General features: G+C 69.5%; 24 protein-coding genes and 1 pseudogene. 7 read left to right on the forward strand and 18 right to left on the reverse strand.

Annotated features, from left to right (window positions below):
- The first annotated feature begins 20 nt into the window (after positions 1–20).
- A complete protein-coding gene (eda, locus tag DFR72_RS42750; protein WP_090073250.1) occupies positions 21–644 on the forward strand; it encodes a bifunctional 4-hydroxy-2-oxoglutarate aldolase/2-dehydro-3-deoxy-phosphogluconate aldolase in 624 nt (207 codons plus the stop codon).
- A 30-nt stretch (positions 645–674) separates the two neighbouring features.
- Here eda and DFR72_RS42755 read toward each other — a convergent pair whose 3' ends face one another.
- The 3 genes from DFR72_RS42755 to DFR72_RS42765 all read right to left on the reverse strand — a co-directional run bounded on the left by DFR72_RS42755 (position 675) and on the right by DFR72_RS42765 (position 4,424).
- A complete protein-coding gene (locus tag DFR72_RS42755) occupies positions 675–3,215 on the reverse strand; it encodes a helix-turn-helix transcriptional regulator (protein ID WP_090073248.1) in 2,541 nt (846 codons plus the stop codon).
- Between the two features lie 235 nt (positions 3,216–3,450).
- On the reverse strand, positions 3,451–3,894 hold the full coding sequence (locus DFR72_RS42760; RefSeq protein WP_090073470.1) for a zf-HC2 domain-containing protein: 444 nt from the start codon (positions 3,892–3,894) through the stop codon (positions 3,451–3,453).
- A 2-nt stretch (positions 3,895–3,896) separates the two neighbouring features.
- Positions 3,897–4,424 carry a sigma-70 family RNA polymerase sigma factor gene (locus tag DFR72_RS42765; RefSeq protein WP_090073245.1) on the reverse strand — a complete coding sequence of 176 codons (528 nt, stop codon included), beginning with the start codon at positions 4,422–4,424 and terminating at the stop codon, positions 3,897–3,899.
- A gap of 260 nt (positions 4,425–4,684) precedes the next feature.
- Between DFR72_RS42765 and DFR72_RS48035 the strand changes: the two are divergent.
- A pseudogene (locus DFR72_RS48035) lies at positions 4,685–5,173 on the forward strand (DUF4142 domain-containing protein); the annotation flags it as partial.
- 6 nt (positions 5,174–5,179) lie between these two features.
- Positions 5,180–5,911 (forward strand): DUF4142 domain-containing protein, encoded by a 732-nt coding sequence (locus DFR72_RS47360; RefSeq protein WP_245983938.1) that lies wholly within the window; start codon positions 5,180–5,182, stop codon positions 5,909–5,911.
- Between the two features lie 221 nt (positions 5,912–6,132).
- Here DFR72_RS47360 and DFR72_RS42775 read toward each other — a convergent pair whose 3' ends face one another.
- From DFR72_RS42775 to DFR72_RS42785, 3 genes are read right to left on the reverse strand one after another with little or no spacing between them, the layout of a single operon-like run.
- The gene (locus DFR72_RS42775) at positions 6,133–7,266 is read right to left on the reverse strand and encodes an AAA family ATPase (RefSeq protein WP_090073240.1); all 1,134 of its coding nucleotides are present in this window, start codon (positions 7,264–7,266) and stop codon (positions 6,133–6,135) included.
- Entirely contained in the window at positions 7,259–8,026 is a 768-nt protein-coding gene (locus DFR72_RS42780; protein WP_090073238.1) for an RNA ligase family protein, read from the reverse strand. Before DFR72_RS42780 ends, DFR72_RS42775 begins: the two co-directional genes overlap by 8 nt.
- 42 nt (positions 8,027–8,068) lie before the next feature.
- Complete coding sequence (locus tag DFR72_RS42785; protein WP_090073235.1) at positions 8,069–8,821, reverse strand: hypothetical protein; 753 nt, start codon at positions 8,819–8,821, stop codon at positions 8,069–8,071.
- 145 nt (positions 8,822–8,966) lie between these two features.
- On the opposite strand from DFR72_RS42785, the gene DFR72_RS42790 reads away from it, so the two are divergent.
- Positions 8,967–9,767 (forward strand): S1 family peptidase, encoded by an 801-nt coding sequence (locus DFR72_RS42790; protein WP_090073233.1) that lies wholly within the window; start codon positions 8,967–8,969, stop codon positions 9,765–9,767.
- Between the two features lie 54 nt (positions 9,768–9,821).
- Here DFR72_RS42790 and DFR72_RS42795 read toward each other — a convergent pair whose 3' ends face one another.
- The 7 genes from DFR72_RS42795 to DFR72_RS42825 form a co-directional block, all read right to left on the reverse strand.
- Entirely contained in the window at positions 9,822–10,622 is an 801-nt protein-coding gene (locus DFR72_RS42795) for an alpha/beta fold hydrolase (protein WP_090073231.1), read from the reverse strand.
- Between the two features lie 110 nt (positions 10,623–10,732).
- The gene (locus DFR72_RS42800; protein WP_245983941.1) at positions 10,733–11,188 is read right to left on the reverse strand and encodes a MarR family winged helix-turn-helix transcriptional regulator; all 456 of its coding nucleotides are present in this window, start codon (positions 11,186–11,188) and stop codon (positions 10,733–10,735) included.
- Positions 11,189–11,264: 76 nt separating this feature from the next.
- Positions 11,265–11,774, reverse strand: coding sequence for a regulatory protein RecX (locus DFR72_RS42805; RefSeq protein ID WP_090073226.1), 510 nt, complete (start codon positions 11,772–11,774; stop codon positions 11,265–11,267).
- A gap of 11 nt (positions 11,775–11,785) precedes the next feature.
- Entirely contained in the window at positions 11,786–12,832 is a 1,047-nt protein-coding gene (gene recA, locus DFR72_RS42810; protein WP_090073224.1) for a recombinase RecA, read from the reverse strand.
- A 147-nt stretch (positions 12,833–12,979) separates the two neighbouring features.
- Positions 12,980–13,174 carry a DUF3046 domain-containing protein gene (locus tag DFR72_RS42815; protein WP_090073221.1) on the reverse strand — a complete coding sequence of 65 codons (195 nt, stop codon included), beginning with the start codon at positions 13,172–13,174 and terminating at the stop codon, positions 12,980–12,982.
- Between the two features lie 9 nt (positions 13,175–13,183).
- Positions 13,184–14,446: an MFS transporter gene (locus DFR72_RS42820; protein WP_090073468.1), complete on the reverse strand. Its 1,263-nt coding sequence runs from the start codon at positions 14,444–14,446 to the stop codon at positions 13,184–13,186.
- Between the two features lie 53 nt (positions 14,447–14,499).
- Positions 14,500–16,362, reverse strand: coding sequence for an Hsp70 family protein (locus DFR72_RS42825; protein WP_090073219.1), 1,863 nt, complete (start codon positions 16,360–16,362; stop codon positions 14,500–14,502).
- Between the two features lie 109 nt (positions 16,363–16,471).
- Between DFR72_RS42825 and DFR72_RS42830 the strand changes: the two genes are divergently transcribed.
- Positions 16,472–21,013, forward strand: a complete 4,542-nt coding sequence (locus DFR72_RS42830) for an ATP-dependent helicase (protein WP_425459948.1) — start codon at positions 16,472–16,474, stop codon at positions 21,011–21,013.
- Position 21,014: 1 nt separating this feature from the next.
- Here DFR72_RS42830 and DFR72_RS42835 read toward each other — a convergent pair whose 3' ends face one another.
- The 4 genes from DFR72_RS42835 to DFR72_RS42850 all read right to left on the reverse strand — a co-directional run bounded on the left by DFR72_RS42835 (position 21,015) and on the right by DFR72_RS42850 (position 23,942).
- A complete protein-coding gene (locus DFR72_RS42835) occupies positions 21,015–22,001 on the reverse strand; it encodes a 1-aminocyclopropane-1-carboxylate deaminase (protein ID WP_090073217.1) in 987 nt (328 codons plus the stop codon).
- A complete protein-coding gene (locus tag DFR72_RS42840; RefSeq protein ID WP_090073215.1) occupies positions 21,998–22,627 on the reverse strand; it encodes a GntR family transcriptional regulator in 630 nt (209 codons plus the stop codon). The genes DFR72_RS42835 and DFR72_RS42840 overlap by 4 nt, the downstream gene beginning before the upstream one ends.
- 269 nt (positions 22,628–22,896) lie before the next feature.
- Entirely contained in the window at positions 22,897–23,457 is a 561-nt protein-coding gene (locus tag DFR72_RS42845) for a GNAT family N-acetyltransferase (protein WP_090073213.1), read from the reverse strand.
- Positions 23,454–23,942: a YbaK/EbsC family protein gene (locus DFR72_RS42850; protein WP_090073211.1), complete on the reverse strand. Its 489-nt coding sequence runs from the start codon at positions 23,940–23,942 to the stop codon at positions 23,454–23,456. Before DFR72_RS42850 ends, DFR72_RS42845 begins: the two co-directional genes overlap by 4 nt.
- A gap of 203 nt (positions 23,943–24,145) precedes the next feature.
- On the opposite strand from DFR72_RS42850, the gene DFR72_RS42855 reads away from it, so the two are divergent.
- Both DFR72_RS42855 and DFR72_RS42860 read left to right on the forward strand, forming a co-directional pair.
- A complete protein-coding gene (locus DFR72_RS42855; RefSeq protein WP_090073464.1) occupies positions 24,146–24,565 on the forward strand; it encodes an SAV_6107 family HEPN domain-containing protein in 420 nt (139 codons plus the stop codon).
- Positions 24,562–25,308 carry a maleylpyruvate isomerase N-terminal domain-containing protein gene (locus DFR72_RS42860; RefSeq protein WP_245983944.1) on the forward strand — a complete coding sequence of 249 codons (747 nt, stop codon included), beginning with the start codon at positions 24,562–24,564 and terminating at the stop codon, positions 25,306–25,308. Before DFR72_RS42855 ends, DFR72_RS42860 begins: the two co-directional genes overlap by 4 nt.
- Here DFR72_RS42860 and DFR72_RS42865 read toward each other — a convergent pair.
- Positions 25,285–26,850, reverse strand: coding sequence for an alkaline phosphatase D family protein (locus DFR72_RS42865; RefSeq protein WP_090073207.1), 1,566 nt, complete (start codon positions 26,848–26,850; stop codon positions 25,285–25,287). The two genes, DFR72_RS42860 and DFR72_RS42865, sit on opposite strands and share 24 nt — an antisense overlap.
- Positions 26,851–26,853: the final 3 nt, after the last annotated feature.

Genomic DNA, 26,853 nt, shown 5'->3' on the forward strand with positions numbered 1-26,853 from the left:
CCAACGGTGACAATCTTCGGGTGACGACCGGCGCGGACCTCCTCGGCCTGTCGCCCGTCATCCCCGTCGTCGTGGTCGACGACGCCGACCACGCGGTGCCGCTCGCCCAGGCACTGCTGCGCGGTGGCGTTCGCGTCATCGAGCTCACGCTGCGCACCCCTGCCGCGCTGGCCGCGATCGAGAACGTCGCGCGCGAGGTCCCGGAGATCGTGATCGGCGCGGGCACCGTCACGGCACCGGAGCACGCGGAGCAGGCGGCGAAGGCCGGGGCGGCGTTCCTCGTCACTCCCGGCACGACCGACCGGGTGCTCGACGCGGCCGACGCGACCGGGCTGCCGTACCTGCCGGGGGCGGCGACGGTGTCCGAGGTGCTGCGGCTCGCAGAGCGCGGGCTGACCGCGCTGAAGTTCTTCCCGGCCGAGGCGGCGGGCGGGGTCGACTACCTGAAGTCGATCGGCGGCCCGGTCCCGCACGTGCGGTTCTGCCCGACCGGCGGCATCACCCCGCAGACCGCGCCGAACTACCTCGCGCTGCCGAACGTCGGTTGCGTCGGCGGCTCGTGGCTGGCGCCCAAGGACGCGCTCGTGCAGGGCGACTGGGACCGCATCGAGACCCTTGCCCGCGAGGCTTCGCAGCTGGGGTAGCCCGGATCACGAACCGGTTGCTGGTCGCCGTCAGGACCACAAGGCGGCGACGAGCTCAGCTCGTCCCGTGATGCCGAGCTTGCGGTAGGCGCTCGACAGGTGCAGTTCCACCGTGCGCCGGGTGAGGTGCAGGGCTTCGGCGATCTGCCGGTTCGTCAGGCCCTGCGCCGCCATCCGCGCCACCCGGTTCTCCTGCTTGGTCAGGCCCTGCACCTGGTCGTCCTCGTCACGGACCTCGTTGCCCGCGAGTTTGGCCAGCGGGTGCGCGCTCAGCTGGCGGGCCAGTTCGAACGACCGCCGCAGGTGGTCCGCGGCCTCGTCGGTCCGGCACTTGCGGCGCAGGTGGTGGCCGAGCCAGTACAACGACTGGGCGTGCAGCAGGCGGTGCGGTGACGAGGCGAGGAGCTGTTCGGCCTCGGTGAGGACGTCGATGTCGTCGGTGCTCATGCCGACGCTCATCAACGCCGTGCCGATCACCCTCGTCGACCCCCACCGCTTGGCCAGGTCGAGTTCCTCGTGCGCGAGCCGTGCGGCGTCGTCACGGTTGCCCAGCGCCAGGTACGCGCGCACGGCGTGGTGCCGCCACGCCATGAGCGCGGGGTTGGGCATCTCGCGTGCGGCGAGCCGGCGACCTGCCTCCAGCAGGTCCTCCAGGGCCCCCTCGGCGTGGCACGACGCGAGCTTGAGCCGGCCGCGGGCGTAGACGATGTTGATGTGCTGCAACAGGTTGCCGTCCTCGGCGACGAGTGGGGCCGCCTCGTCGAACTGGCCCATCTCGATGCAGACCTCGGCGAGCTTCGCGGTCGCGAGCACGACGGCCGGGCACTCCACGTTGCCCGTCGAGACCGGCGGCGTCAGGAACGTGTACGCGCGCGCCAGGTCGCCGCTGTTGTGGAAGGCGCAGGCGCGGGCGATCATGCTGAGCATCCCGCGGCGCAGGTGCGGGTCGTGCGAGACCGGCGCGGTGCTGTGCGAGCGCCAGAACTTGTTGATGTGCGCGGGGTTGTCGCCGAGCACCGGCACGAGGAACGTGAAGATGTAGGACGCGCCGAAGACGTCGATCCACTCACCGTCCAGTGCCTCCAGCGCGTACTCGACGGCTTCGGAGTACGAGTCGCCGCTGCGGGCGTTGCCGACCGCGAGCAACGCGGACCGGGCACGCTTGAGGTTCGGGTCCTGCGGGACGTCGCTGACGAGGTCTTCGAAGTACTTGCCCGCGCAGTTGGCCATGTGCGCGTCGCGGTTGGCCGCCAGCAGATAGGTGGTGCAGACGAGGTTCCAGACCAGATCACGGTCTTCCGGCAGCAGGCGGGCGACGACCATGATCGCGAGTGAGACGGCGAAGTGCGCGTCCGAACCCGTGCACATGCGCTGGACCAACGCCAGCGCGACGTTCGCGGCGAGGTGCGGGTCCTCGCACCGCACCAGTGCGTCGCGGACCCGGTCGCGGCCCAGTGCGTTGTCCCGCAGGTGTTCCGTGTGCCCGAGTTCGACCACGACCGCCAGGCGGTCCTCTTCGGACAGGTGCTCTTCGAGCGCCCGTTCCAGGTGCTCGACGCCGCCGACCTCGCGCAGCAGGTCGACGGACCACGGTAAGCGCACGGACCTGGCTTTCAGCACGTGCTCGGCGACGCGCTCGTCCGGGGCGTCCGACTCGAACAGCAACCAGGCGGCGCGGGCGTGCGCGGCGGAACGGACCGCGATCGGCATGTCGGCGAGGATGCTGTTGCGCACGAACGGATACCGGAACGTCAGCGGGTCGGTGTCGGCGAGCACGCCGAGGCGGACGAGCATGTCGACGGCGGGCAGCGCGTCGAAGCCGGTGAGGGCGGAGAGCAGTTCCAGGCCGGCGTCGCTGTCGAGGACCGCCGCGGACCGCGCGACCTCGGCGGCGCCGGTGTACTCGCGCAGCCTCATGCCGATCATCTCGCCGACCGCGGCCGAACCCTCGCCTTCCTCGCGGAGCAAGGCTTGCAGCAGATAGGGGTTGCCGCCGGTGAGCTCGTGGCAGCGCTTCGCGTCCCGGCCGGGGAGGTTCTCGGTGAGGCTTTCGACGGCGGTGACGTCGAGACCGGCGAGGTCGAGGCGGTTCGGGTGGGCTCCGGCGATCTCGGGCAGCGTGACCTCGTCCGTGGCGAGGTAGCCCTGGGACGCGCCGAGCGCGATGACGACCGGCATCTCCTGGAGCCGTGGGCGCAGGTACGCGAGCGCGCGCTTGGAGAAGGTGTCGGCGACGTGCACGTCGTCGATGACCATCAGGATCGGTCCCTTGCGCGCGGAGTTCGCGGCGCGGGCGTACAGCTCCTCCAGGTCGTGCTCGTTCGCGAGGCACGGTGCGAGCTGCCGCACCACCGCGCCGGGGAGGTGGCTCTCCAGGCGGGCGCTCTTGGCGAGGCGGACGGTGAACCCGCGTGCGCGGGCGTCGGCGGCGAGCGCGTCGAGCACCGCCGTCTTGCCGATGCCGAACCCGCCGGTGACGACGACGCACGAGCCGGTTCCCTGGACGGCGTCGTCCAGCAGACGTCCGAGAGTCGCGAGTTCCGAGTCCCGGCCGAGTAGTGGAGATGTCACCTCTGTCTACCCCTGCCTTCGGTACCGAGAGGACCGCAGGTCGAAGGTTTCGGTGTTCCTTCGGTGCCGACCGTAGAGACCTGCGCTTCGTCGTCGGGCAAACTTACCCACAGGTAACGACTAACGGAACTGTGAGCTGTTCGCAGTGGTGAGCGGGTGCAACGCGATGATCTTCGCGAGGCTGGTGCGCGGGTGGTTCCGCCTCGCCTGCCTGCTCATCGGCTCCCGCCAGGGTTCACACCGGGCCCACCAGCGGAAACCTCTCGGCGTGGACAGATTCCGCGCGAGTGAGGGCGCCGGTGTCGACGGGGTTGTCCGCGTGCGAGGCCAGCGAGTCCACGACCGACAGCACCGCGGCGATGGCTACGACGACGCCGGCCGCCACCAGCAGGATGCTGCGGGCGATCGCGCACGGCTCGCGCACGCCGGGTGGGCTTACGGTCAACGCCGGCCGCAAGACCGGAGCGAACGCGCCGAAGTCAGCCGCGTCGCTCCGGCAGTCTTCGCACCCGGCTAGGTGCCGGGAGAAGCTCACGTGCTGTGCCGGGTCGAGGACCCCCAGCGCATACGCCGCCACATCACCGCACGGCCCTTCCGGGCTCGTGCGGTTCTCGTCGTCCTCCTGATCTCGGTCTGGTCCTGCTCCCGCGTGCTCGTGATGTGGTTGACGGGTCACCATCACTAGCTCCTGTCCTGCAGCGCCCGGCGGATCGTGTGCATCGCCTTGTACAACCGGGACTTGACGGTTCCTTCCGGGACACCGAGAACGATCGCGGCCTCCTTCACCGTTCGACCCATGACATACGTTTCGTAGATCGCTGAACGGTGTTCATCACTCAATTGGCGTACCACATCAGTGATGACCATTACTGAAAGTGTCTGTTCCGTGTTGTCCGGAGATTCGGCGATGTCCGGACGCAACAATTCGACTTCCTGCGGGCGGGCCTGCCGGCTCCGCCATCCGTCGATCACAATGCGACGAGCCACAGTACAAAGCCAGCCGCGCAACATACCCGGTTCACGAACGAGGTGCGCGGAGTTCTGCCAAGCCCTGATCAACGTCTCCTGGACGACGTCTTCCGTCCACTGGCGGTCGTAGTTGGTCAGGCACAGGACCTGCGAGAACAACATCCGCTGGAACTGCCCGTAGAGCAACGTGAGCAATTCTTCGTCCTGGTGGGCTTGTGCGACCTTGCCCTGATCAACCATGAAGCTGACAACCTCCCCAGATATCGGCGACAGGTTCGCTTCGGGTGGCGGTCCTAGCGACTCGGTGGCCGAGCACGGAATCGTCCAGATACTACATCGTGAACACGAAAAGCTCTCGGGTACGTAAATCACGACCGAATGGTTCGCGATTCCTCATGTGATGCACGTCACATGCATGCCTGGCCATGTCCTGTGAACCCCGACCCCACCTGCGCGTATCACCTTCGAAGGCAGCTCGATCGCGGGAGGGAACGGGCACTATGCGTTACCGATTGGACACGCTGGGACAGCACGTAGCGCTGTTCACCATCCTGTCTGTCGTATTTCTGGGGGCTTTCATCGGAGCCGTCCCGGCTAATGCGCAATCGACAGAAGTACAACAGTCAGACCGCTCGTTCATGGTTTCTCTGAGGCAAGCGAACTCTTGGTTGGTGCCGGTGAGCAAAGAAGCTCCGGCGCGTTCCACGGACGCCGGCATAAGCAATGCCGGGCGAGACGTCTTCGAAGGTCATTCACGACTGGACATCGATCTCCTGAAATCCGCCGAAGGACTGGGGGTGGTTCTGCCGAACGACGTCAGCAGTGAACACCAGTCACTCATCGATGAGATGGCAGGACGCACCGGGGACAACCACGACCGCGCCTACGCGACAATCGTCCGACAGGCGCAGGGCGGCCTTCTCATAATGGCCGTGCAAACGCGATCGACAACGCAGAACACCACAATTCGCACGCTCGCTCACCAAGCTTCGCAGATGCTGATTCGTACAATGACGGTCCTGGAGAACACCGGCAAGGCCGACGCGTCCGCATTCGAATTGGTGACCGCCAAGGCACAGGTGAACGCGGTCCGCGTCATCGGCCAGAACATCGAACCGTCGGACCGGGAATTGCTCGTGCTGCTCACCCAGCATTCGCTGTGGCAGAAACCGGCCAGCCGCGAGAGCTCCAACCGGGCCCGCGACGCGAAGGTCCGCAAGGTCGCGGGCCAGCTCGCCGCCGAGCACACGCAGCTGGCCCAGTCGGTCACGGAGGCCGCCCGCCAGATCGGCGTGGACCTCCCCTCCGAACCGACGACGGAACAGAAGTCGTGGGCGAACGCCATCTCGTCCAGCTCGGGCGAGGAGCTCGACAGCATGTACGCGAACCTGTCCCGCGCCGCCGACGGCTCGCTCATCAACCAGGTCGCCCAGGCCCGCGCGACGACCAGGAACGTCCCCGCGCGCATCGCGGCCCAGACGGCCCTGACCGTCCTGCTCAAGCACATGCTCCTGCTGGAGAGCACCGGCCTGGTGAAGGCGAACTCACTGCAGATGACCGACATCCCGGCCCTCACCCAGCCGAAGGCCAGCAGCAGCCCGCCACCGACCGGCGACTCGTCCACGAGCGTCGGCTTCCTCACCGGCATCGCCGTCCTGGTGGTGGCCGCCGCGGGCACCCTCTGGCTGGTCCGGGCAGTCGGCCACCACGGAGAACACCGCCGCTGACACTTGCTCACCGATGTATCGGCTGCCGCCCTCGCCAACCGATGTATCAGCGTCCGGCGGGCCTCCGCCAGCCCGCCGGACGCACCCATCACCCCTTGGCGATGAGTCTTTTGACGACGTCGTCAAAAGACTCATCGCCAAACCGCAGGTCAGCACGATGCCAGGTTGACATGACCAAGGTGAACGCTCGCGCAGCGACGTTCACGCCGCACCGGCGAACCTCAAGAGCGGGCCGAGGGCAGTGCCGTGTCCACCCGTTCGACGACGTGCGCCTCGGTGGGGTCGACCGCCTCCCACTTGCCGACGAGCCGGTCGATCACGGCAGCCGGCACCGGCTCCGGGCGGGCGCGGTTGCGAGCGTGGACCACGTTCCTCGGTGCTTCGAGTCCGACCAGGGTGATGCGAGCGCGGTAGTCGGCGGCGAGGCCGATGCAGCGCTCGCGCAGTTGCTGGGAGATGTTGGTCGCGTTCCAGACGAACCGCTCCCCCGCCCGCAACAGCACTCGGGCTTCCTCGAACGCGGCGGCGGACACAGCGCGCTGGTCGCCGTCGGGCGCGATGCCCAGTCGCGAGCGCACCGCGTCGAGGCTCACCACCGGCCAGCCTGGACGGTGGGCGGCGATCCAGTGGTCCTTGCCGACGCCCGGCAGGCCGGACAGCACCGTCACCTCGACGCGCGTGTCGTCGTAGGCGGCGTAGCCGGGGTCCCGGCCGGGCGTGCGGAAGTACTGGAACCGGGCGTGGTCGGACGGGAAGGCACGCGGCCGGTCCAGGCAGTCGCGTTCGCGGCAGTACTCCTCGAACAGCGCGATGTTCTCCAGCACCGAGCCGGCGTCGCCGCAGATCCGGCCGAGGATGTCGGCGCGCGCGAGTGTCGCCAGGTCGTCGTTGCGCGCGAGCAGGCTCACCCGGAACGCGATGCGGTCGAGGTCGGGGCGTTCCAGCGCCCAGAACGGCACCTGGTGGTGCCGCACCAGCGCGGCGACGTGCTCGCGCCAGGCGATCGGGCGTCCCATCTCCCACAACAGCTTGCGTGCCAGCAGGTCACCCGCACGGGAGTGGCCGTGCGCGGTGACACGGCCGTCGGCGATCTGCGTGCGGAACGGCTTCGCGGCGTCGTGCAGCAGCACCGTCGCGAACAGGCGCACTCGGTCCGCCTCGGAACGCGACCGCCATTCGGGCAGCGACACCAGGGCCTCGCACGCCATCCGGGTGTGCGTGGCGACGTCGCCCTCGGCGTGGTGCACGGGGTCCTGCGGCACGCCTTCGAGTGCGCGCACCCACGGGAACGCCGAGCGCACGGCGTCCCAGTCGAGAATCCACTGTGGACCAGCAGGGCAGAGTTGCTCAAACACGGGTCACCACCTGGTTCGGCAGGATCGGGCGGTCCTGCCAGTGGCTGCCCGAGTCCAGCACGGCGGTGTGGAACGTCGGCCGCACCCACTTGTAGCGCTCGACCGTGCGCCCGTTCTCCTCCACCTTGATGTAGAGGCCTTCCATGTCGTCGTCCGAATCCGTCTCCGCGACGACGACTTCCGGGTTCTGCCCCGCCGCCCGTGCCGCGTCGACCAGTGCGTCACGCCACCGAAGGGTGCGGCACGTGGACGGCCCGAGCAACGCGGTCAGGTCCTTCAAGCGGCGCAACGGTCCCTCGTGCAGCACCGGCACGGACACCACCGGCGTACCCGCGAGCACGCGACGGCGTTCCGGTGTGGACAGGAACTCTCCGGTCGTGCGGTCGAGCAGGTCGAACTCGCAGAAGTGGTGCGGCAGCGCGTCGTAGAACACGGTGTGCTTGGCGTACAACCATTCCCCGTAGAGCACGTACCGCGTGCCGAGCCGCTCCCACAGCACGCCCTGGTGCGTCGCGGCCCACGCCTTCAACGGCGCGAACTGCCGTTCTCTCGGCCCGCCCGCCAGGAAATGGCCGCGTGACTGGAGTTTCAGCACACCGCCGGAGTCGAAGCTGATGCCCGCGTTGGCACCGTCGAGCTTCTCCTCGACGACGAGGTGCCGCCCCGCGATCGCGCGGAACGGCACCTGGTCGAGGTCCTCGTCGCCTGGTTGCAGGCGCGAGCCCTCGAGGTGGGGCGTTCGCGGGTACTTGCGCAACATGCCCCGATTTGTATCCCGTCCGTACGCCCGCGAGCGAACGGTTTACGCCTGGCCGACGAACGCCGCCTTGTCGGAGTTGAAGGTCGGCTCGAACACGAGCTGCATCTCGCCGGGCTGCGCGCCGACCGAGTACGCGACGTGGAAGGTGTAGGCCTTGCCCGGCAGAACGGTCGCCGAGTCGAACGTGCTGTCACAGCCGCCGCTGGAGTCGAACACCATCTGGGCCTTCTGCCCGTTGAACTGCGCGTCGGTGCCGATCGACATCAACGCGGTCTCGAACGCGGCGCTCGTCCCGTTCGTGATGGTGATCTCGAACTTCACCGCACGGGCGATGTTCTGCGGTGCCGAGAACTGGCCGGGCGTGCACGCGACCGGTGCGGCGACGTCGACGGACAGGCCGTTCGCCCACGAGTACCGCTTGCCCCAGGTCGGGTTCTGGGCGAGCGCCTCCTGCTTCGGGGTCTGCCCGGCTTCGACGACCTGTCCCTGGTTCGTGGTGCCGTCGAGGATCTCGACCGCGGCCTGCGTCGCCATCACGGTGAAGGTGATGGCGGCGACGCACAGGACGACGCCGATGATCGCCAGGATCCTGCGGGTGCCGAACAAGGCGATGACGCCGAGCACGATCCCGACGGATGCCGCGATGGCGGTGAGGATGTTCAGGAAGATGACCCACGAGCAGACGACGCCGACGATCCCGAGGATCACCGCTGTCCACGCGAGCGCACCGAACTTCGTGGGCTTCTGCGGTGCGATCGGAGGCTGGGCGTAGACGGGCGGCGTCGGATAGGTCATGAAGGCTCCCGGCGGTTGCGATGTGTGACCACGACGTCGATTGGTCCGCTTCACCCGTTAGCCCCATCCAATTGCACCACCCGATCGAGTTACGAACGGCCAGTCGGATGACTCCTGCACGTAGCCGAGTGGCTACGATCCGTACATGGCACGACGACTCGCCGCGACCCTGCTGACCGTGATTGCCGCATTGGGAGTGGCAACGCCGCCCGCGCAGGCCGCCGTCGACTTCACCGGCACGGTGAAACTCAGCAACTGCTCCGGATCGCTTGTCCGCCTGCCGGGTTCGCGCCCCGCGGACAAGGCGCTCGTGCTCACCAATGGGCACTGCGTCGAGCTCATGAAGGTCGGCCAGGTGTACGTGGACCAGCCCGCGGACCGCACGTTCACACTGCTCGACGGCTCCGGCGCGGAGATCTCGACGCTGCAGAGCACCCGGCTCGTCTACGCGACGATGACCGGCACCGACGCCGCGTTCTACCGCCTCGACAAGACGTATCAGCAGATCCAGCGGCAGCACGGTGTCCGCGCGCTCGAACTGTCGGCCACGCGCCCCGTCGCCAAGGCGGAGATCCGGATCGCCTCCGGCTACTGGAAGAAGATCTACTCCTGCCGGATCGACGGATTCGTCCACCAGGTCAAGGAAGCGAGCTGGACCTGGCACGACTCGCTGCGCTACACGCCGTCGTGCGACACCATCGGCGGCACGTCGGGTTCGCCGATCATCGACGACGCGAGCGGCAAGGTCGTGGGCGTCAACAACACCGGCAACGAGAGCGGCGGGCGCTGCACGATGAACAACCCGTGCGAGGTCGACGCCGGCGGCAAGATCACCGTGCGCAAGGGCACCAACTACGGCCAGCAGACCTTCGGCTTCGCCGCCTGCTTCGGCCCCGGCACCGAACTGAACCTGTCGCTTCCCGGCTGCGAGGTCGCGAAGCCCTGAACGCGAAGAAACCGGGACGCCCCTGCCCGCGTCCCGGTTTCTTCGTCTTTCCCACTACCGCGCGGCGCGCACGATCAGGTCGGCCACGGTGTCCGGGTGCGACACGGCCACCGAGTGCGAGGCTCCCTCGACCTCGACGACCGCACGGCCGTGGGCGCGCTCGGCCATCCACTTCTGCGCGGCGATCGGGATGTTCTTGTCCTTGCCCGCCACCACGAAGTACGACGGAACGGCGTGCCACGCGGGCTCGCCGGCCTTCTCGGTCAGCGCGGTGTCGTTGATCGGTCGCTGTGTCGCCGCCGCCAGCGTCGCGTCCTTGCGGGACACGTCGGCCGCGAACTGCTGCCAGTACTTGTCCTGCTGGATCGTCAGGTCCTTGCTGCCGTCACCGATGTCGATGGTGGACAGCGTGTCTCCGAGGGTGCTGCCGGGGAACTTGTTCGACAGTTCGAGGGCGCTCTCGCCCTTCTCCGGTGCGAACGCCGCGACGTAGACGAGCGACTTCACGTTCGGGTTGCCGAGCGCCGCGGCCGACTGGACCATTCCGCCGTAGGAGTGTCCAGCGAGGACGATCGGCCCCTCGATGGAGGCGAGCACCTGGCGGAGGTAGTTCGCGTCACCGGTGACGGACCTGAGCGGGTTCGCCACCGCCACGACCGGGAATCCCTTGCGCTGTAGGCGTTCCACGACACCGTTCCAGCTGGATGCGTCCGCGAACGCGCCGTGCACCAGCACGATGGTCGGCTTCTTGGCGCCCTGCTTCTGCGTGTCCTCCGCCGCACCGGCACCGGACGGAACAACGGCGGCCAGCGCCAGGAGGGTCCCCAGAACCGCGAACACCTTGCGAACTCGCATTGGTCTCTCACTCTCTCGTCGGCCACCGTGGCGGTGGTTCATCGTGCTCGATTAGGTCGTGCACGATGTAAGTTACCCGACGAGTTACCTCGCACGCGATGTGTTTCAGCTCACTGGCGCTCTGCGCCGTGCTTCACCCTGTTCAGCGCCCTGCGGAGAATGGTGATCTCCTCGAGGGTCATGCCGAGCGCCTTGCCGAGCTGGTTGAACATCTCGGCACCGATCCACCGCAGCTCACGGCCCTTGTCCGTGAGCTGGACGAGCACGGAACGCTCGTCGTCGGGATGCGTGACGCGCACCAGCAGACCGCTCTTCTCCAGCCGCTTGATCAACGGCGAGAGCGTGCTGTACTCCAGGTCGAGCTCGTGCACGAGCTCCCGGATCGGCCTCGAGTCCTTCTCCCACAACAGCAGCATCACCAGGAACTGCGGGTAGGTGATGCCCGCCTTGTCGAGGATCGGGCGGTAGAAGCCGGTGACCGCTCGCGACGTCGTGTAGAGGTCGAAGCAGAGCAGGTCGGAGACCGTGGGGGTCACGACTGACGGCGCGTCGGGAGTAGTGCTCACGCTTTTCAGGCTACTCGGAGCCAACCACCCAAGCGGCGTGATCGGTTACGGCACCTCGAACGGGACCGGCCCTGGCCTACGACCAGGGCTCGTCCATCGCCGAGGCCTCGGCCCCCGCGGCACGCAGTTCGTCGCGCACCACGCGATAGGCGAGGCCCTCCGCATAACCCTTGCGCGCCAACGCACCTACGAGACGGCGGATCTTCGTCGTCTCGTCCACGCCGGACAGGGTGCGCAGACGTTTGCGGACGAGTTCGCGGGCACGTTCTTCCTCGGCCTCGTTGTCGACCGCGGCGACGGCCTCGGCCACCACCTCGTCCGCCACGCCCTTGCGGCGCAGTTCCATGACCAGGGCGCGACGACCCAGGCCGTTGTACGTGTGACGGGAACGCACCCACATCTCGGCGAACTGCGCGTCGTCGATCAGGCCGGCACGGTCGAACTTGCCGAGAACGACCTCGGCGACACCGGGACTGATCTCCTTGCGCAGCAGGGCGTCGTACAGCTCCTGCCGGGAGCGGGCCCGAGCGGTGAGCAGCGCGTAGCAGATGTCCCGCGCTTTGCGCTGCTCCTCAGCCTCGTCCAACCCTCACGACCTCAGAACTCGACCGGCGCGACGGGAACCGTCTCGTCGGCGTCGAGGGTGGCGCCGATGCCGAGCTTGTCCTTGATGCGCTTCTCGACCTCGTTCGCGATGTCCGGGTTGTCCAGCAGGAACTTGCGGGCGTTCTCCTTGCCCTGGCCCAGCTGGTCGCCCTCGTAGGTGTACCAGGCGCCGGACTTGCGCAGGATGCCCTGGTCGACACCCATGTCGATGAGCGAACCCTCGCGGCTGATGCCCTTGCCGTAGAGGATGTCGAACTCGGCCTGCTTGAACGGCGGCGCGACCTTGTTCTTCACGACCTTGACCCTGGTGCGGTTGCCGACGGGCTCGCCGCCGTCCTTCAGGGTCTCGATGCGGCGCACGTCCAGACGCACGGAGGCGTAGAACTTCAGCGCCTTACCACCGGTCGTGGTCTCCGGGGAGCCGAACATGACGCCGATCTTCTCGCGCAGCTGGTTGATGAAGATCGCGGTCGTGTTGGAGTTGCTGAGCGCACCCGTGATCTTGCGCAGCGCCTGGCTCATCAGGCGGGCCTGCAGACCGACGTGGTTGTCGCCCATCTCGCCCTCGATCTCGGCGCGCGGCACGAGGGCGGCGACCGAGTCGATGACCAGGATGTCGAGCGCGCCGGAGCGGACCAGCATGTCCGCGATCTCGAGCGCCTGCTCACCGGTGTCGGGCTGGGAGACCAGCAGCGCGTCGGTGTCGACGCCCAGCTTCTTCGCGTACTCGGGGTCGAGGGCGTGCTCCGCGTCGATGAACGCCGCGATGCCGCCGGCCTTCTGCGCGTTCGCCACGGCGTGCAGCGCCACCGTCGTCTTACCCGACGACTCCGGCCCGTAGATCTCGACGACCCGGCCGCGCGGCAGGCCACCGATGCCGAGCGCCACGTCCAGGGCGATCGCGCCGGTCGGGATCACGGCGATCGGGGCACGGCCCTCTTCGCCGAGGCGCATCACGGAGCCCTTGCCGAACTGCTTGTCGATCTGCGCCAGGGCCAGCTCGAGCGCCTTGTCCCGGTCGGGTGCTGCGGGTGCCATCTTGGGTCCACCTTTTGTCGTCTGCCGTTGCTTCGTCATGTTGGACCTGACGCTACTGGCGGGGTCTGACAATTCTGCGAAGCCGGGGGTCGGAGCCACTGTAGCCGAACACGTGTTCGAGCACACGCGACACTCCCGGCGCCTGGTTCAGCGGCGATTTTCCGGAACGTCGAACGCTTCGCAGATCGCGATCCAGACTTCCTTGGCCCCGGTTCCGGCCTCCAGCGCCTCGTCGGCGGTACGGCCGCTGAGCGCCGACAGCACGTGGTCACGGGCGATCATCTCGGCCCTGACCTGGCCGAACTCCCCCGCCATGAGTTTGCGGAACATGGTGATGCGCACCGGGAGACCCTAACGAACAGGCCTGCGCAGCGATGCGAAGAGGCACACGACCAGCAGCGGCAGCGCGGTGAAGCCGACGATCAGCCCGAGCGCCGCGTACGACCACGCCGTCACGACGACACCGGCCACCGCTCCCCCGATGGCGCCGCCGACGTTCATCATCAGATCGGACAGTCCCTGTGCGGCGGGCCGGTCGTCGACCCGCACGGACTCCGTCAGCAACGCGGACCCCGCCACCAGCCCGGCCGACCAGCCGAACCCGAGCAGCGCCAGTCCCGCGGCGAGCTGCGGGGCGTCGTGCGAGGGCGCCATCCCCGCGACCCCGGACGCCGCCACCACCAGCGACGCGCCGATCGCGAGCACCGGCACGCGGCCCATCCGGTCCGCCATCCACCCGAACAACGGGCTCGCGGCGTACATCGCGGCGACGTGCAGGCTGATCACGACGCCGACCACGCGCAACGAGGACCCGGCGTGGTTCATGTGCACCGGCGTCATCGACATCAGCCCGACCATCGCCGTGTGGCACAACATCACACCAACGAGTGCAAGTCGTGCCATCGGACCGAGCGTCGCCCAGATCTTCAGGCCTCGGGGACTCTCGCCGCTGGAGCCTCCGGCGCAGCAGTCCGCGGATTCAACCGGTCGTGTGCTCTTCACGACGACCAGCGGGTCCGGTCGCAGCCCGAACTGGATCACCAGCACCGCGGCCGCGAGCACCACGGCCGCCAGCAGGAACGGCCCGACGCCCGCCGGGAGACCCAGCGCACCGGCCGCGCGCCCGGCGGGATCGGCCAGGTTCGGGCCGATGATCGCGCCGATCATGGCCGCCCACACCACGCGGGAGAGTTCGCGCGCGCGGCGATGCGGGTGCGCCAGATCCGTTGCGGCGTACCGCGCCGCGTAGTTCGCGCTGGACGCCCCTCCGAACAGGAGGAGGCCCACGAGCAACATCTGCCACAGCCCGAGGCCCACGGCCACGGCGGCGATCAACGCGCCCAGCCCGCCCATGCCGTAGCCGAGGACGAGCGCGGGACGACGCCCGCTGCGTTGCGCGAGCCGGGCTCCCGGCAGGGCGAGCAGCGCGGCACCCGCGACGGCCGCGGTCTGCGCGAGCCCGCCGACGGCCTCGGACCCGGACAGCGATGCGGCGATCAGCGTGCTGAACGCGAGGCCGATCGTCACCGCCGCCGACCCCAGGATCTGGGTGCCGGTCAGGACCCGGACGACCTTGCGCTGCACGCGTTCGACCTGCGGCGCGACGGTCACCATGATCACGATCGTGACATGGCCGAACGTCTCGCCGACAGGTCCATCAGGGGCGGTTACTCCCCCGGTTGCACGGACTTCTCGAAGAAATCGGCCATTTCGTCCGCCTTGAGCTCGTCCGCGTTCTCCTCGGCGGTCTTGGTGAGGATGCCGAACATGGGACGGCCCTTGGCGGTGAACACCAGCACGCCGGTGCCGCTCGACGTGGCCGCGCGGTAGTCGCCTTCCAGGCCGTTGCCGGTCCAGTCGGCCTCGACGCTGTCGGTCTGGAACGACTTCGAGATGGAGGCCGCGTTGTTCTCCGCGCCGGTGACGCTGTCGGTGAGGATGTACTGGACCGCGTAGCCGTCGCGGATCGTGCAGCTCACGACCGTGCCCTTGATCTCCTCCATGCCGGTGATCTGCGCGGAGTCGGCCTTCTCGCAGCCGCCGCCGTCCGGCACGGTGCCCGCGAGCTGGCGCAGGCACTTCGTGAAGCCCTGGCCGTCCTGCGCGGTGTCGTCCTTGCACTCGTCGGCGCTGGGCAGGCTCGGGCCGGAGAACGCGAAGATCGCGCCGATCACGCCCGCCACCACGAGGACCGCGGCGCCGGCACCGATGAGGACCTTCTTGTCGTCCTTCTTCGGCGCCTGCTGCTGCGGGAAGTTCATCGGGTAGTTGCCGCTGGTGTTCGGGTTCACCTGATAGGTGCCGCTCGCCGAGTACGCACCGCTCGGGTACGAGCCACTCGGGTAGGAACCGCTCGGGTACGACCCGCTGGGGTACGAGCCGCTGACCACGGGGTTCGGGCCGCTGACGTTCGGGTTCACCGGGTGCGGACCGGTCACGGCGGGGCTGACCGGCGCGGTGACGACCGTGGGCGGCTCGACGAACTTGGGTTTGTCGTCCTCGGCCTTGAGCGTGATCATCGCCCGGTCCACGACCTGCGCGCCGGACGCGACGATCGTCTCCGGGTGGTCGGGGTTGGTCGGGACGATGCCGACCTTCTCCGCGATGATCTGCGCGACCAGCGGCATCCGGCAGGAACCGCCGACCAGGTAGACGTGCTCGGGCGTGACGCCGGCGCTGCGGACCGTGGAGATGAGCACCTCGGTGCTGCGGATCAGGCTCGGCCTGATCAGCGCCTCCAGCTCGCCGCGCGTGATGAGGACCTTCTCGAACGGCTCCGGCATGAGCACCTCGACCTGGGGCAGCTCGGAGAGGTCCTCCTTCGCGAGGCGCAGTTCCTCGCGCAGGCCCAGGCGGGCGCGGTGGTCGTCCACCGTGACCGGGCGCATCAGCCGCTGCCAGCCCGCCGGGTCCTTGTGGGAGACCGTGCGGCCGATGTGCTCCAGCAGCGCCTGGTCGATGTCGAGACCACCGACGTCGCTGAGGCTGCCGTCGGCGAGGATGCGGTGCTGGGAGTCGAGCACGGAGACGTCGAACGTGTCGGCGCCGAAGTCGTAGACGGCGAGCGGGCGGCCGCTGCCGAGCGAGGCCACCGCGATGGCCTCGGGAACGGGCACGAGTTCGCCGGTCATGCCCGCGAGCCGCGCCGAGGACAGCAGCTTGTTGCGCCTGCTCGGGCCCCACTCCGCCGGGTGCGTCAGGCGGATCTCGTCGAGGTGCTCGCCCTTCAGCAGCGCCGTCACGGCCTCCAGCACGCGGGCGTAGATGGCCGCGAGCGCGTCGTTGACCGGCAGGTTCTGCTCGCCGAGCTTGATCGTCACCTTGTCGATGTGGCGCTTGGGGTTCGCCTCGTAGCGCGAAGGGTCCTGGCGCGAACGCCGGTCCGCTTCTCGCCCGACGCGCAGGGAACCGTCCTCGTCGAGGTAGACGGACGAGGGCATCGTGGGCCCACCGTCCACATCCACCACACCGTGGTCGGACAGCACCGCAACCGTGTTGGCGGTGCCCAGGTCGACGGACAGGACGCGCACCGTGCTCCCCTCGCAGGACGTACCCGGTGATCGTGCCACAGAGGGCTGCGACGGGTGCTCGGACCTGCGTAATCAGAAATTGTCGGACCTCGGCGTCATGATGGTCGCCATGGACGTGATGGAGGCATTCTCCCCGGCGACCAGGCAGTGGTTCGCCGGGGCCTTCGCCGCGCCCACCCAGGCGCAGACGGGTGCGTGGGCGGCCGCGGCGGCGGGCGAGCACGCGCTGGTCATCGCCCCGACGGGTTCGGGCAAGACGCTGGCCGCGTTCCTGTGGGCGCTGAACAGGCTGGCTTCCTCCACCGCGCCGTCGGAGCCGAAGCGGCGGTGCCGGGTGCTCTACGTCTCGCCGTTGAAAGCGCTGGCGGTGGACGTCGAACGAAACCTGCGCGCCCCTCTGGCCGGCATCAGGCAGGCGGCGCACCGGCTCGGCCTGACGGAGCCGTCGATCACCGTGGGCATGCGCACGGGCGACACGTCGCCGGAGGAACGCCGGGCGTTCGGGCGCACTCCCCCGGACGTGCTGGTGACGACACCGGAGTCGTTGTTCCTGCTGCTGACGTCGTCGGCGCGCGAGTCGTTGCGCGGCGTGGAGACGGTGATCGTCGACGAGGTGCACGCGGTGGCGGGCACCAAGCGCGGCGCGCACCTCGCGTTGTCACTCGAAAGGCTGGACGCGCTGCTCGACCGGCCGGCGCAGCGGATCGGGTTGTCGGCGACGGTGCGGCCGGTCGACGAGATCAGCACGTTCCTGTCCGGCGGGCGGCCGGTGTCGGTGGTGCAGCCGAAGACGCCCAAGGTCATCCAGGTCGAGGTGGAGGTGCCGGTCGAGGACATGGCGCAGCTCGGCCAGCCGACGGGTGAGGTGTCGGGTTCCGCCGCCGGGGCCGAGCAACGCACTTCCATCTGGCCGTCGGTCGAGGCACGGATCCTGGAGCTGGTGCGGGCGCACCGCTCGACGATCGTCTTCGCGAACTCGCGGCGGCTCGCGGAACGGCTGACCGCGAGGTTGAACGAGCTCGCCGAAGAGGCCACCGAACTGGAGTCGTTCCCGGCCGAGGCCATCGGCCAGTCGGGCATGACGGTGCAGAAGACCGCGTCCGTCGCCCGCGCGCACCACGGCTCGATGTCGCGAGAACAGCGCACGGCCGTGGAAGAAGACCTGAAGTCCGGCCGGCTGCCGTGCGTGGTGGCGACGTCGTCACTGGAGCTCGGCATCGACATGGGTGCGGTCGACCTGGTGGTGCAGGTGGAGGCGCCGCCGTCGGTCGCGTCCGGGCTGCAGCGCGTCGGCCGGGCCGGGCACCAGGTGGGGGCGGTGTCGCGGGGCGTGATGTTCCCGAAGTTCCGCGGCGACCTGGTGTCGTGCGCGGTGGTGGCGGAACGGATGCGCGACGGCGCGATCGAGGCCGTGCGGTTCCCGCGCAACCCGCTCGACGTGCTGGCGCAGCACATCGTCGCGATGGTGGCGATGGAGACGTGGACGGTCGAGGAGCTGACGGCGCTGGTGCGACGGGCGGCCCCGTTCGCCGGGCTGCCGGAGTCGGCGCTGAACGCGGTGCTCGACATGCTGTCGGGCCGGTACCCGTCCGAGGAGTTCGGCGAGCTGCGGCCCCGGATCACCTGGGACCGGGTGAACTCCGAGCTGCGCGGACGTCCCGGTTCGCAACGGCTGGCGGTCACCTCCGGCGGCACGATCCCCGACCGCGGGATGTTCGCGGTGATGACACCGCCGTCGGAGAAAGGGCCCGGCTCACGCGTCGGTGAGCTCGACGAGGAGATGGTCTACGAGTCGCGGGTCGGCGACACGTTCCTGCTGGGCACGTCGTCGTGGCGGGTCGAGGACATCACGCACGACCGGGTGATCGTGGTGCCCGCGCCGGGTCAGCCCGCGCGGATGCCGTTCTGGAAGGGCGACGCTCCGGGGCGGCCGCTCGAACTCGGTCGTGCGATGGGGAAGTTCCTGCGCGAAGTGTCCACGATGGAGGATTCGGCGGCGCGCGAACGCGCCACGTCCGCCGGTCTGGACGAGTGGGCGACGGACAACCTGCTGGCGTACCTGGGCGAGCAGCGCGAGTCGACGCGGCACGTGCCGAACGACAGGATCGTTCTGGTGGAACGGTTCCGCGACGAGCTGGGCGACTGGCGGCTCGTCGTGCACTCCCCGTTCGGCGCTCAGGTCAACGCGCCGTGGGCGCTCGCGATCGCGGCTCGCCTGCGGGAGAAGCGCGGTGTCGAGGTGCAGGCGGCGCACTCCGACGACGGCATCGTGCTGCGGCTGCCCGACGCCCTGGACCACGAGGGCGTGGAGGTGACGGCGGGCGCGGAGGACGTGCTGCTCGACCCCGACGAGGTCGAGCAGATCGTGGTCGCGGAGGTGGGTGGCTCGGCGTTGTTCGCGGCCCGGTTCCGCGAGTGCGCGTCCCGTTCGCTGCTGCTCCCCCGCCGTGATCCCAAGCGCCGCACCCCGTTGTGGCAGCAGCGGCAGCGGTCGGCGCAGCTGCTGTCGGTCGCCTCGAAGTACGAGAGCTTCCCGGTGGTCCTGGAGGCGATGCGCGAGTGCCTGCAGGACGTGTACGACGTGCCGGGCCTGAAGGAGCTGATGTCGGACGTCCGCGCGCGCAAGGTGCGCGTGGTCGAGGTCGAGACCCCGTCGCCGTCGCCGTTCGCCCGCAGCCTGCTCTTCGGGTACGTCGGCATGTTCCTCTACGAGCTGGACGCTCCGCTGGCGGAACGGCGGGCGGCGGCGTTGTCGCTCGACTCGACGCTGCTCGCGGAACTGCTCGGCTCGGAGGCGATCCGCGAGCTGCTCGACCCGGAGATCGTGGCCGAGGTCGAACGCAGCCTGCAGCGCCTCTCCGAAGACCGCCGTCCGCGGCACGCCGAGGACGCCGCGGACCTGTTGCGGTTCCTCGGAGATCTCTCGGACGCGGAGGCGCTCGAACGCGGGGTGCCCCGCGAGTGGCTGGACGAACTGGTGGCCGAGCGCCGGGTGATCCGCGTCCGGATCGCCGGCGAGGAACGCAGCATCTCGATCGAGGACGCGGGCAAGGTCCGCGACGCGCTCGGCGTCGCTCTTCCGGTCGGCGTGCCGGAGGCCTTCACCGAACCGGTGGCGGATCCGCTGGGCGACCTGCTGAACCGCTACGCCCGCACCCACGGGCCGTTCCCCGCCTCCGAGCCCGCCGCCCGCTTCGGTCTGGGCGTGGCCGTGGTGACGGGTGTGCTGGAACGGATGGCGGCCACGGGCCGGTTGGTGCGCGGTGAGCTCCGTCCCGGCGGCACGCACACCGAGTACTGCGACGCGGACGTGCTGCGCCGCCTGCGCCGGGCCTCGCTGGCCCGGCTGCGGTCCGAGGTGGAGCCGGTCGAACCGGCCGCGCTGGGCCGGTTCCTGCCGCAGTGGCACGGCCTGGGCCGGCGGTTGCGGTCAGCGCCGACGGTCGACGACGTGTTCTCGGTGGTGGAACAGCTCGCGGGTGCACCGCTGCCCGCGAGCGCCTTCGAATCGCTGCTGCTCCCGTCCCGGCTGCCCGGTTACTACCCGGCGTTGCTCGACGAGCTGACGGCGTCCGGCGAGGTGACGTGGACGGGCTGCGGCTCGCTGGCCGGTGGCGACGGCTGGATCGCGCTCGCCCCCGCCGACGTGGCCGACCTGTTGCTGCCCGACCTGGTGCCGGAGTCGATCCCCGAGTCACCGCTGCACACCGCGGTCCTGGAGGCGCTGTCCGGCGGGGCGTTGTTCTTCCGCCAGGTGGTCGACCGGGCTTCGCTGTCCGTGACGTGCACGGACGCCGAGGTCGTCGGCACGCTGTGGGACCTGGTGTGGGCGGGGCTGATCACGAACGACACGTTGTCGCCGTTGCGCGCGTTGGTGTCCGGTGGCGGCGCGGCGCACAAACCCCGCCGCAGTGCTCCGCGTGGCCGTTATGCCCGCCTGCGTTCTCGTCCCGACATGCCTTCTCGCACGGGTCCGCCGACGGCCTCCGGCCGCTGGTCTCTGGCGGTGGCCCCGGCCGGCAACCCGACCCGCCGGGCGCACGCGCGTGCCGAGGCTTTCCTGGAGCGCCACGGCGTGCTGACGAGAGGCGCTCTGGACACCGAACGCGTGACGGGTGGGTTCAGCGGCGTCTACAAGGTGCTGCGGGCCATGGAGGAGTCGAACCAGGTCATCCGCGGTTACGTCGTCGAGGGGCTGGGTGCCGCCCAGTTCGCGGCACGGGGCGCGGTGGACCGCCTGCGGGCGTTGTCACGCCCGCCCGGTCAGCCCTCGCAGACCGACCAGGCCGCGGTGGTGCTCGCCGCGACCGACCCGGCCCAGCCCTACGGAGCCGCTCTGGCGTGGCCGGATCCGTTGGGCGAGGGCAAGCACAGGCCGGCCCGCAAGGCCGGCGCCCTGGCGGTGCTGGTCGACGGCACCCCGGCGCTCTACGTGGAGAGAGGAGGGAAGTCGCTGCTGTCGTTCACCGACGACGATCCGACCCTGCGCACCGCCGCGAACGCCCTGAGCCGGGCTGTCCGCGACGGCTGGCTGGGCCAGCTGGCGGTCCAGCGAGCCGATGGCGAGGTAGCACTCACCTCGCACCTGGCGACGGTCCTGCAGGAGGCCGGCTTCCGCGCCACTCCGAAGGGACTGCGCCTGCGGGCGTGACCTAGGCGGGAAACAGCGAGCTGTAGGCGTTGAGCGCCGGCTGCCCGCCGAGGTGGGCGTAGAGGACGGTGGAGTCGCGGTCGATCTCACCCGACGACACGAGGTGGATGAGCCCTGCCAGGGACTTCCCCTCGTACACCGGGTCGGTGATCATCGCCTCCAGGCCGGCACCGAGGCGCATGGCCTCCAGTGTGGACTCGTCGGCGATGCCGTAGGTGCCGGCGTGGAAGCGGTCGTCGAGGAGGATGTCCTCTTCGGACACCGTGACCTCGCGGAGCTTCGCGGTGTTGTGCGCGATGCGGGTGATCTGGTCCAGGGTCTCGGCGGGTTCGGCGGACGCGTCGATGCCCAGCACGCGACGGTTGGTGTCGTTCGCGAACCCGGCGACCATGCCCGCCTGGGTGCTGCCGGTGACCGAGCAGACGATGATCGTGTCGAAGAAGACGCCGAGCTGGGCTTCCTGCTGGCGGACCTCGTCGGCCCAGTTCGCGAACCCCATGCCGCCCAGCGGGTGGTCGGAGGCGCCGGCGGGGATCGGGTAGGGCTTGCCGCCGTTCGCGCGGACCTCGTCGATCGCCTGTTCCCAGGCCGGTTTGACGCCGATGCCGAACTCCGCGTCCACCAGCCGGACGTCGGCTCCCATCATGCGGCTGAGCAGGATGTTGCCCACGCGGTCGCTGCCGACGTCGGACCACTCGACCCAGCTCTCCTGCACCAGCACGGCCTTCAGGCCGGCGCGGGCCGCAGCGGCCGCGACCTGGCGGGTGTGGTTGGACTGGATGCCGCCGATCGACACGAGCGTGTCGCAGCCGGTGGCCAGGGCGTCCGCGACGAGGTACTCGAGCTTGCGGGTCTTGTTGCCGCCGTAGGCGAGGCCGGAGTTGCAGTCCTCGCGCTTCGCCCAGACGGCGGCGCCGCCGAGGTGGGCCGTGAGGCGATCCAGGCGGTGGACCGGAGAGGGACCGAAGAGAAGCGGGTATCTGTTCACAGTTCCTCCTTCAGGGTGCTCCAGTTCTGGTCGACCAAGGACGCGGCGAGCAGGTCGTCACGCTGCTCGCACGCCTCGATGATCTGCTGGTGCTGCGTCACGGAATGCCGTGCGTTCGGCGAGGAGAAACGGCTGTGCTCGATCCTGCGCACCAGCGGGGTGAAGCGGTCGATGGTCGCGGCGATGGCGAAGTTGCCGCAGCAGCGGACGGCCACGGCGTGGAACTCGTCGTCGGCGGCCAGCGCAGCACCGGCGTCGTCGGCGTCGAGCGCCTTCTTGAAAGCCTTGTTCGCGAGGCGCATCGCGGCGATGTCCTCGTCCGTCATCTTCGGCACCGCCAGGCCGATCGCGAGGGAGTGCATCGACTGCACGACGACGAGCGCGTCGCGCACGGGTTCCGCCTCGAGCGCGGTGACACGGGTGTACGCGTGCGGCTTGGTCTCGACGAGACCCTCGTCGGTCAGCGTGGCGAGCGCCTCGCGCACCGGGGTGCGGGACAGCCCCAGCCGTTCCGCCAGTTCGACGTCCTTGATGGGCGTGCCCGGCTCCAGATCACCGCGCACGATCGCCGACCGGATCTCGGCCGCCGCCCGCTCCTTCAGTGACCCATATCCAATATATTGCATATCGGCGAGACTAGGGCCGGAGCCAGGTGATCGCAACCAAAGCGACCTGACCTGCTGATATACAGACTTGCGCGCCAACCCACGCCTCACACCACGCCAACCCAGCACCCATTGCAACGAGTCTTTTGCGGACGTCCGCAAACGTTTTTTGCATGGCGATGACGCTCGACATGGCCGAGCCGGTAGGGCGGGGACCGTGCGCGTTCGGCTACGTCATGCCCGAGAAGAGCGGGCGGCGCAGGAACCGGACAGACCTTTGAGCCTGCTGGTCAGACCGGCAGTTTGCGGCCGAGGACCGCGAACGGGCGCGGGTCGCCGGTGAACTGGTAGTGCCGCAGCACGTCCTCGAAGCCGACGCGGCGGTAGAGCTTCCACGCCTTGCTCGGGCCTTCGGGTGTGGAGAGCAGCACGCAGGAGGACCGCACGCCCTCCAGCAGGCGGCGCAGCAGGTCCTCGCCGAGGCCACGGCCCTGCGCTCGCGGCAGCACGTGCAGTTCGGTGAGCTCGAAGTAGTCGGTGAGCCAGCTGTCGACGACGGCGGGGGGCGAGACCTGCATCAGTCCGCGCCGCACCTGCTCGTGCCACCACTGGCCGTTCGCACCTCGGTAGCCGTAGCCGATGCCGACGAGTTCGTCCTGCTCGCCCAGTGCGACGACGCAGCGCCAGTCCTCGCGCATCATGTGGGCGAGCCACATCGGGGCGCGCTGCTCGACGGTGGCGGGCGGGTAGTTCATCGCCGTCACGTAAAGCGCGAGGGCTTCGCCCAGCCGCTCGTTCAGTTCCGAGGCGGTGATCTCGACGATGCGCTCCAGGCGCGGCGAGGCCGTCATGCCTTCACCGCCGCGACGCGTCCGCCCGTCAGCGCCACCAGATCGGCGAAGGTGGTGGGGTAGACGGCGTGCGGGTGGCCCGCGGCCGCCCAGATCTCCTCGTAGCCGGACAGCGACTCGTCCACCACGGTCTCGATCGGCGCCGGGTGCCCGACCGGCGACACGCCGCCGATCACCTGGCCCGTGTGCTCGCGGACGAACTCGGGGTCGGCGCGCTTGACGGCGTCCGCGCCCACGAGTGCGGCGACCAGTGACGTGTCCGCGCGGTGCGCGCCCGAGGTCAGCACCAGCAGCGGGGCCGCCTCGCCGTCGCGCACCGCGGCGAACACCAGGCTGTTCGCGATCGCGCCTACCTGCACACCTACCGCCTCAGCCGCGGCCGCCGCGGTCCGCACGGCGTCCGGCAGCACGACGATGCGTGCGGCGGTGGCGGGCGGCAGGGCTTCCGCGACCTTGCGGATTCCGGGGTGTTCGAGCGCACTCACGTCTCCATGAGACCACGACTCGCGCCTACGCGGTGGGGCGGGTTGAGGAATCCATCGGCTGGCAGTTACTCTGAGGGGGACTCGAACAGGTGTTCGAGTCTCACCATGCCTCGGAGGTGGGGTGGGGGAAGCACCCCACCTCCGAGAGCCGCCGGCTTCCCCTCGGCGGTGACGTCGTTCACCGACGCCACGAGGAGGCCGAGATGACAGCCGATCTTTCGAATCCGGCAGCCTTCCCCATCCCGTTGCCACCCGCGTCCGCGCTCGTCCTGCTGAGGCAGGCCCACGACTCGCTCGCCGAGTCGGAGCGCACGCCCGAGCCCCCGGAGCGGTTCGCGACCGCTTACCTAGCCGCGTTGCGCGCTGCAGCCGCGGTGCTCGCTTTACGTGGACGACCCCACCGCGGGCGGTCGAGGCCGACCAGCGCGTGGGTGCTGCTCGCCGCGATGGCGCCGGAAATGACTGAGTGGGCCGCTTTCTTCGCGTCGTGGTCGTCCACACGGGCCGCCGTGCTCGCAGGGATCACCAGGCACGTCAACGCGCGCACGGCAGACGACCTGGTGCGCCAGACCCATCTGTTCGTGGCGCTCGTCGACCGCGTGATGAGCGAGGCGCAGCGGTGAACCACCTGGAAGTACTGCGCCGTGAGGCGGAGTTGCTCGTCATGTCCGCGATCGGCCAGCCACCGCACAAGGGCGTGCCCGCCTGCCCCGGCCTGAACCTCGGGGAGACGGTGCGGCACATCGGCGGCGGCTATCGCGGCGCGCTGGCGTGGATCAGGCTCGGGCGCGAGCCCGAGATCGGGGAGTGGCAGGACTTCCCGGAGCCCGGTGAGGACGCGCTGGAGTTCATGCGGTCGGGCGCGGAGGCCGTGATCGCGGAACTCGAGGCGCACGACGAGGACGAGCCGTGCGCGACGTGGTGGCCCGATCAGCAGAACTACGGGTTCTGGCGGCGACGGCTCGCACACGAGACGACGGTGCACCGCATGGACGTCCAGGGCGCCGCGGGCATGGAGGTCGGTGCCGTCGCCGACGAGGTCGCGGCCGACGGCGTCGACGAGGTGCTCACGTTGTGGCTGGGGCACAAGCTGGACGTGCTCGGCGTGCGGGGGTCGCGGGACAGCCTCGTCACCATCCAGGTCGAGGACCACCTGTGGCTCACGCGCTGCGGCCCGCACGGCGCGTCGGCGTGGCGCGTGATCGACCCGGAGGACACGCACGTCGCCGACGCACAGGTGTCCGCGGGCCCGATGACGATGTACCGCTGGCTGTGGGGACGGTTGCCCGACCGGATGGTCGAGGTGGTCGGCGACCACGACGCGATCGCGCAGTTGTGGGCGCTACTGCGACTCGCGACCAAGTAGGACGCTCGCGGTCTCCTCGCCCGCTGCCGAGATCAGCCGGTAGCGGGCGCGGCGGCCGTCGAAGTCCAGCAGTGCCACGGAGTTCCCGAAGTGCGGGCCGCTGGTCTTGCGCCAGTGCACCAGGTCCTGCGGCACACCGACCAGCGTCGCGAGCCGGCGGAACACCCACGAGGCCGGGCGGGACCACGACAGCCGGAACCCCGGCCGCAGGAACTTCGGCGCCTCGTTGTGGATGGGCGAGCACACGAGCTGCGCGACCACGGCCTTGGTGGGCCTGGAGAACTCGGCCTCCGCGACATAGCTGTGGTGGACGTCGCCGGAGAGCACGCACACCGTGGCGGAGCCGTTGTTCGCGGCCTTCTCGATCATGCGGGAGAGCCGGTCGAACGACTCTCGGAAAGCGGGCCAGTGCTCCAGGTCGACCGCCTGCCTGATGCCCTCCGCCGCCTTGCCCTGCCAGCCCGGCTTGCGCGCGCCGATCTCGTTGATGGACTGGAGGTGGCTGAGCGCGTGCGGCATCAGCCACGGCAGCGACGAGCCGATCAGCAGGTGGTCGAAGTCACCTTCGGTGTTCCGCTCGATCCACTCGAACTCCTCGTCGCTGACCATCTGCCGCTTGCCCTCGTCGAGGATGCGGCCGCAACGCGTGTCGACCATGAGCAGCCGCGCGCGGCCGAACTCGCGGCGGAAGCTCCACCACGTCGACTTGCGGCCCTCCACCTCCTTGTCCGCTTCCTCGGCGAACTCCTCCAGCAACGGCAGCACGTCCGTGTCCTGGGCCTTCACCTTGGCGTACAAGGCGTTGCGCGCGAGCTCCTCCGGGCCCAGGTTGCCGAGGTGCTGGTAGACCCAGTAGGAGGAGATGGCGCCGCGGATCCTGTCGCGCCACCACGGCTTGTCCGCCATCTCCCTGCGCCACACCGCGGACGTGTTCCAGTCGTCGCGCACGTCGTGGTCGTCGAAGATCATCGACGTCGGCACGACCGACAGCAGCCAGCGGATCTCCGGGTCGCCCCAGGTCTCGTGGTAGAGGCGGGCGTACTCGCCGAAGTGCACGACCTCGCCGTCGGGTTCCTTCGTGCCGTCCCTCTTGTCCCGCAGCCACTGCTTGGTGGCCTCGGTGGGTTCGTCGGCGTAGACCTGGTCTCCCAGCAGGACCAGCGCCTGCGGCCACGCCTCCTCCGGCAACTTCATCAGCCGCTGCGCGAACGCGTCGAGCGCGTCGGGGCCGACCGGCTGGTGCGGGGCGGCGCGACACGACCCGAAGGCGATCTGGCGGACCTCACCGGTGCGGATGACCGGTTTCGGGAAGTCGCTGCCGGGTTCCGGCCAGACGGTCTCGCCGTCCAGCCTCACGTCGTACTCGGTGCGGGGCCCCAGGTCCTCGAGCCGGACGAGCGCGAAGTGCTGCCTGCCCGCCTGGAACGTGCGCGCGGTGTGCCCGGCGATCGTGACCTCGCACGAGGCGTCGGTCTCGACCCACACCGTCGCGGACGATGCGTCGACATATCTGAGGAGGGGTCCGAGCACCAGCTTCGCCACGCG

The sequence above is a fragment of the Lentzea flaviverrucosa genome (assembly GCF_003350445.1).
Lineage (GTDB): Bacteria > Actinomycetota > Actinomycetes > Mycobacteriales > Pseudonocardiaceae > Lentzea > Lentzea californiensis.

What these genes read in the sequence shown, in the direction of transcription:
- DFR72_RS42760 (WP_090073470.1), bottom strand. Translation starts at nt 3,894, where the DNA reads ATGGTGACCCGTCAACCACATCACGAGCACGCGGGAGCAGGACCAGAC.
- DFR72_RS42765 (WP_090073245.1), bottom strand. Translation starts at nt 4,424, where the DNA reads ATGGTTGATCAGGGCAAGGTCGCACAAGCCCACCAGGACGAAGAATTG.
- DFR72_RS47360 (WP_245983938.1), top strand. Translation starts at nt 5,180, where the DNA reads ATGCTGATTCGTACAATGACGGTCCTGGAGAACACCGGCAAGGCCGAC.
- DFR72_RS42780 (WP_090073238.1), bottom strand. Translation starts at nt 8,026, where the DNA reads ATGTTGCGCAAGTACCCGCGAACGCCCCACCTCGAGGGCTCGCGCCTG.
- DFR72_RS42785 (WP_090073235.1), bottom strand. Translation starts at nt 8,821, where the DNA reads ATGACCTATCCGACGCCGCCCGTCTACGCCCAGCCTCCGATCGCACCG.
- DFR72_RS42790 (WP_090073233.1), top strand. Translation starts at nt 8,967, where the DNA reads ATGGCACGACGACTCGCCGCGACCCTGCTGACCGTGATTGCCGCATTG.
- DFR72_RS42795 (WP_090073231.1), bottom strand. Translation starts at nt 10,622, where the DNA reads ATGCGAGTTCGCAAGGTGTTCGCGGTTCTGGGGACCCTCCTGGCGCTG.
- recA (WP_090073224.1), bottom strand. Translation starts at nt 12,832, where the DNA reads ATGGCACCCGCAGCACCCGACCGGGACAAGGCGCTCGAGCTGGCCCTG.
- DFR72_RS42820 (WP_090073468.1), bottom strand. Translation starts at nt 14,446, where the DNA reads ATGGTGACCGTCGCGCCGCAGGTCGAACGCGTGCAGCGCAAGGTCGTC.
- DFR72_RS42830 (WP_425459948.1), top strand. Translation starts at nt 16,472, where the DNA reads ATGGACGTGATGGAGGCATTCTCCCCGGCGACCAGGCAGTGGTTCGCC.
- DFR72_RS42840 (WP_090073215.1), bottom strand. Translation starts at nt 22,627, where the DNA reads ATGCAATATATTGGATATGGGTCACTGAAGGAGCGGGCGGCGGCCGAG.
- DFR72_RS42845 (WP_090073213.1), bottom strand. Translation starts at nt 23,457, where the DNA reads ATGACGGCCTCGCCGCGCCTGGAGCGCATCGTCGAGATCACCGCCTCG.
- DFR72_RS42855 (WP_090073464.1), top strand. Translation starts at nt 24,146, where the DNA reads ATGACAGCCGATCTTTCGAATCCGGCAGCCTTCCCCATCCCGTTGCCA.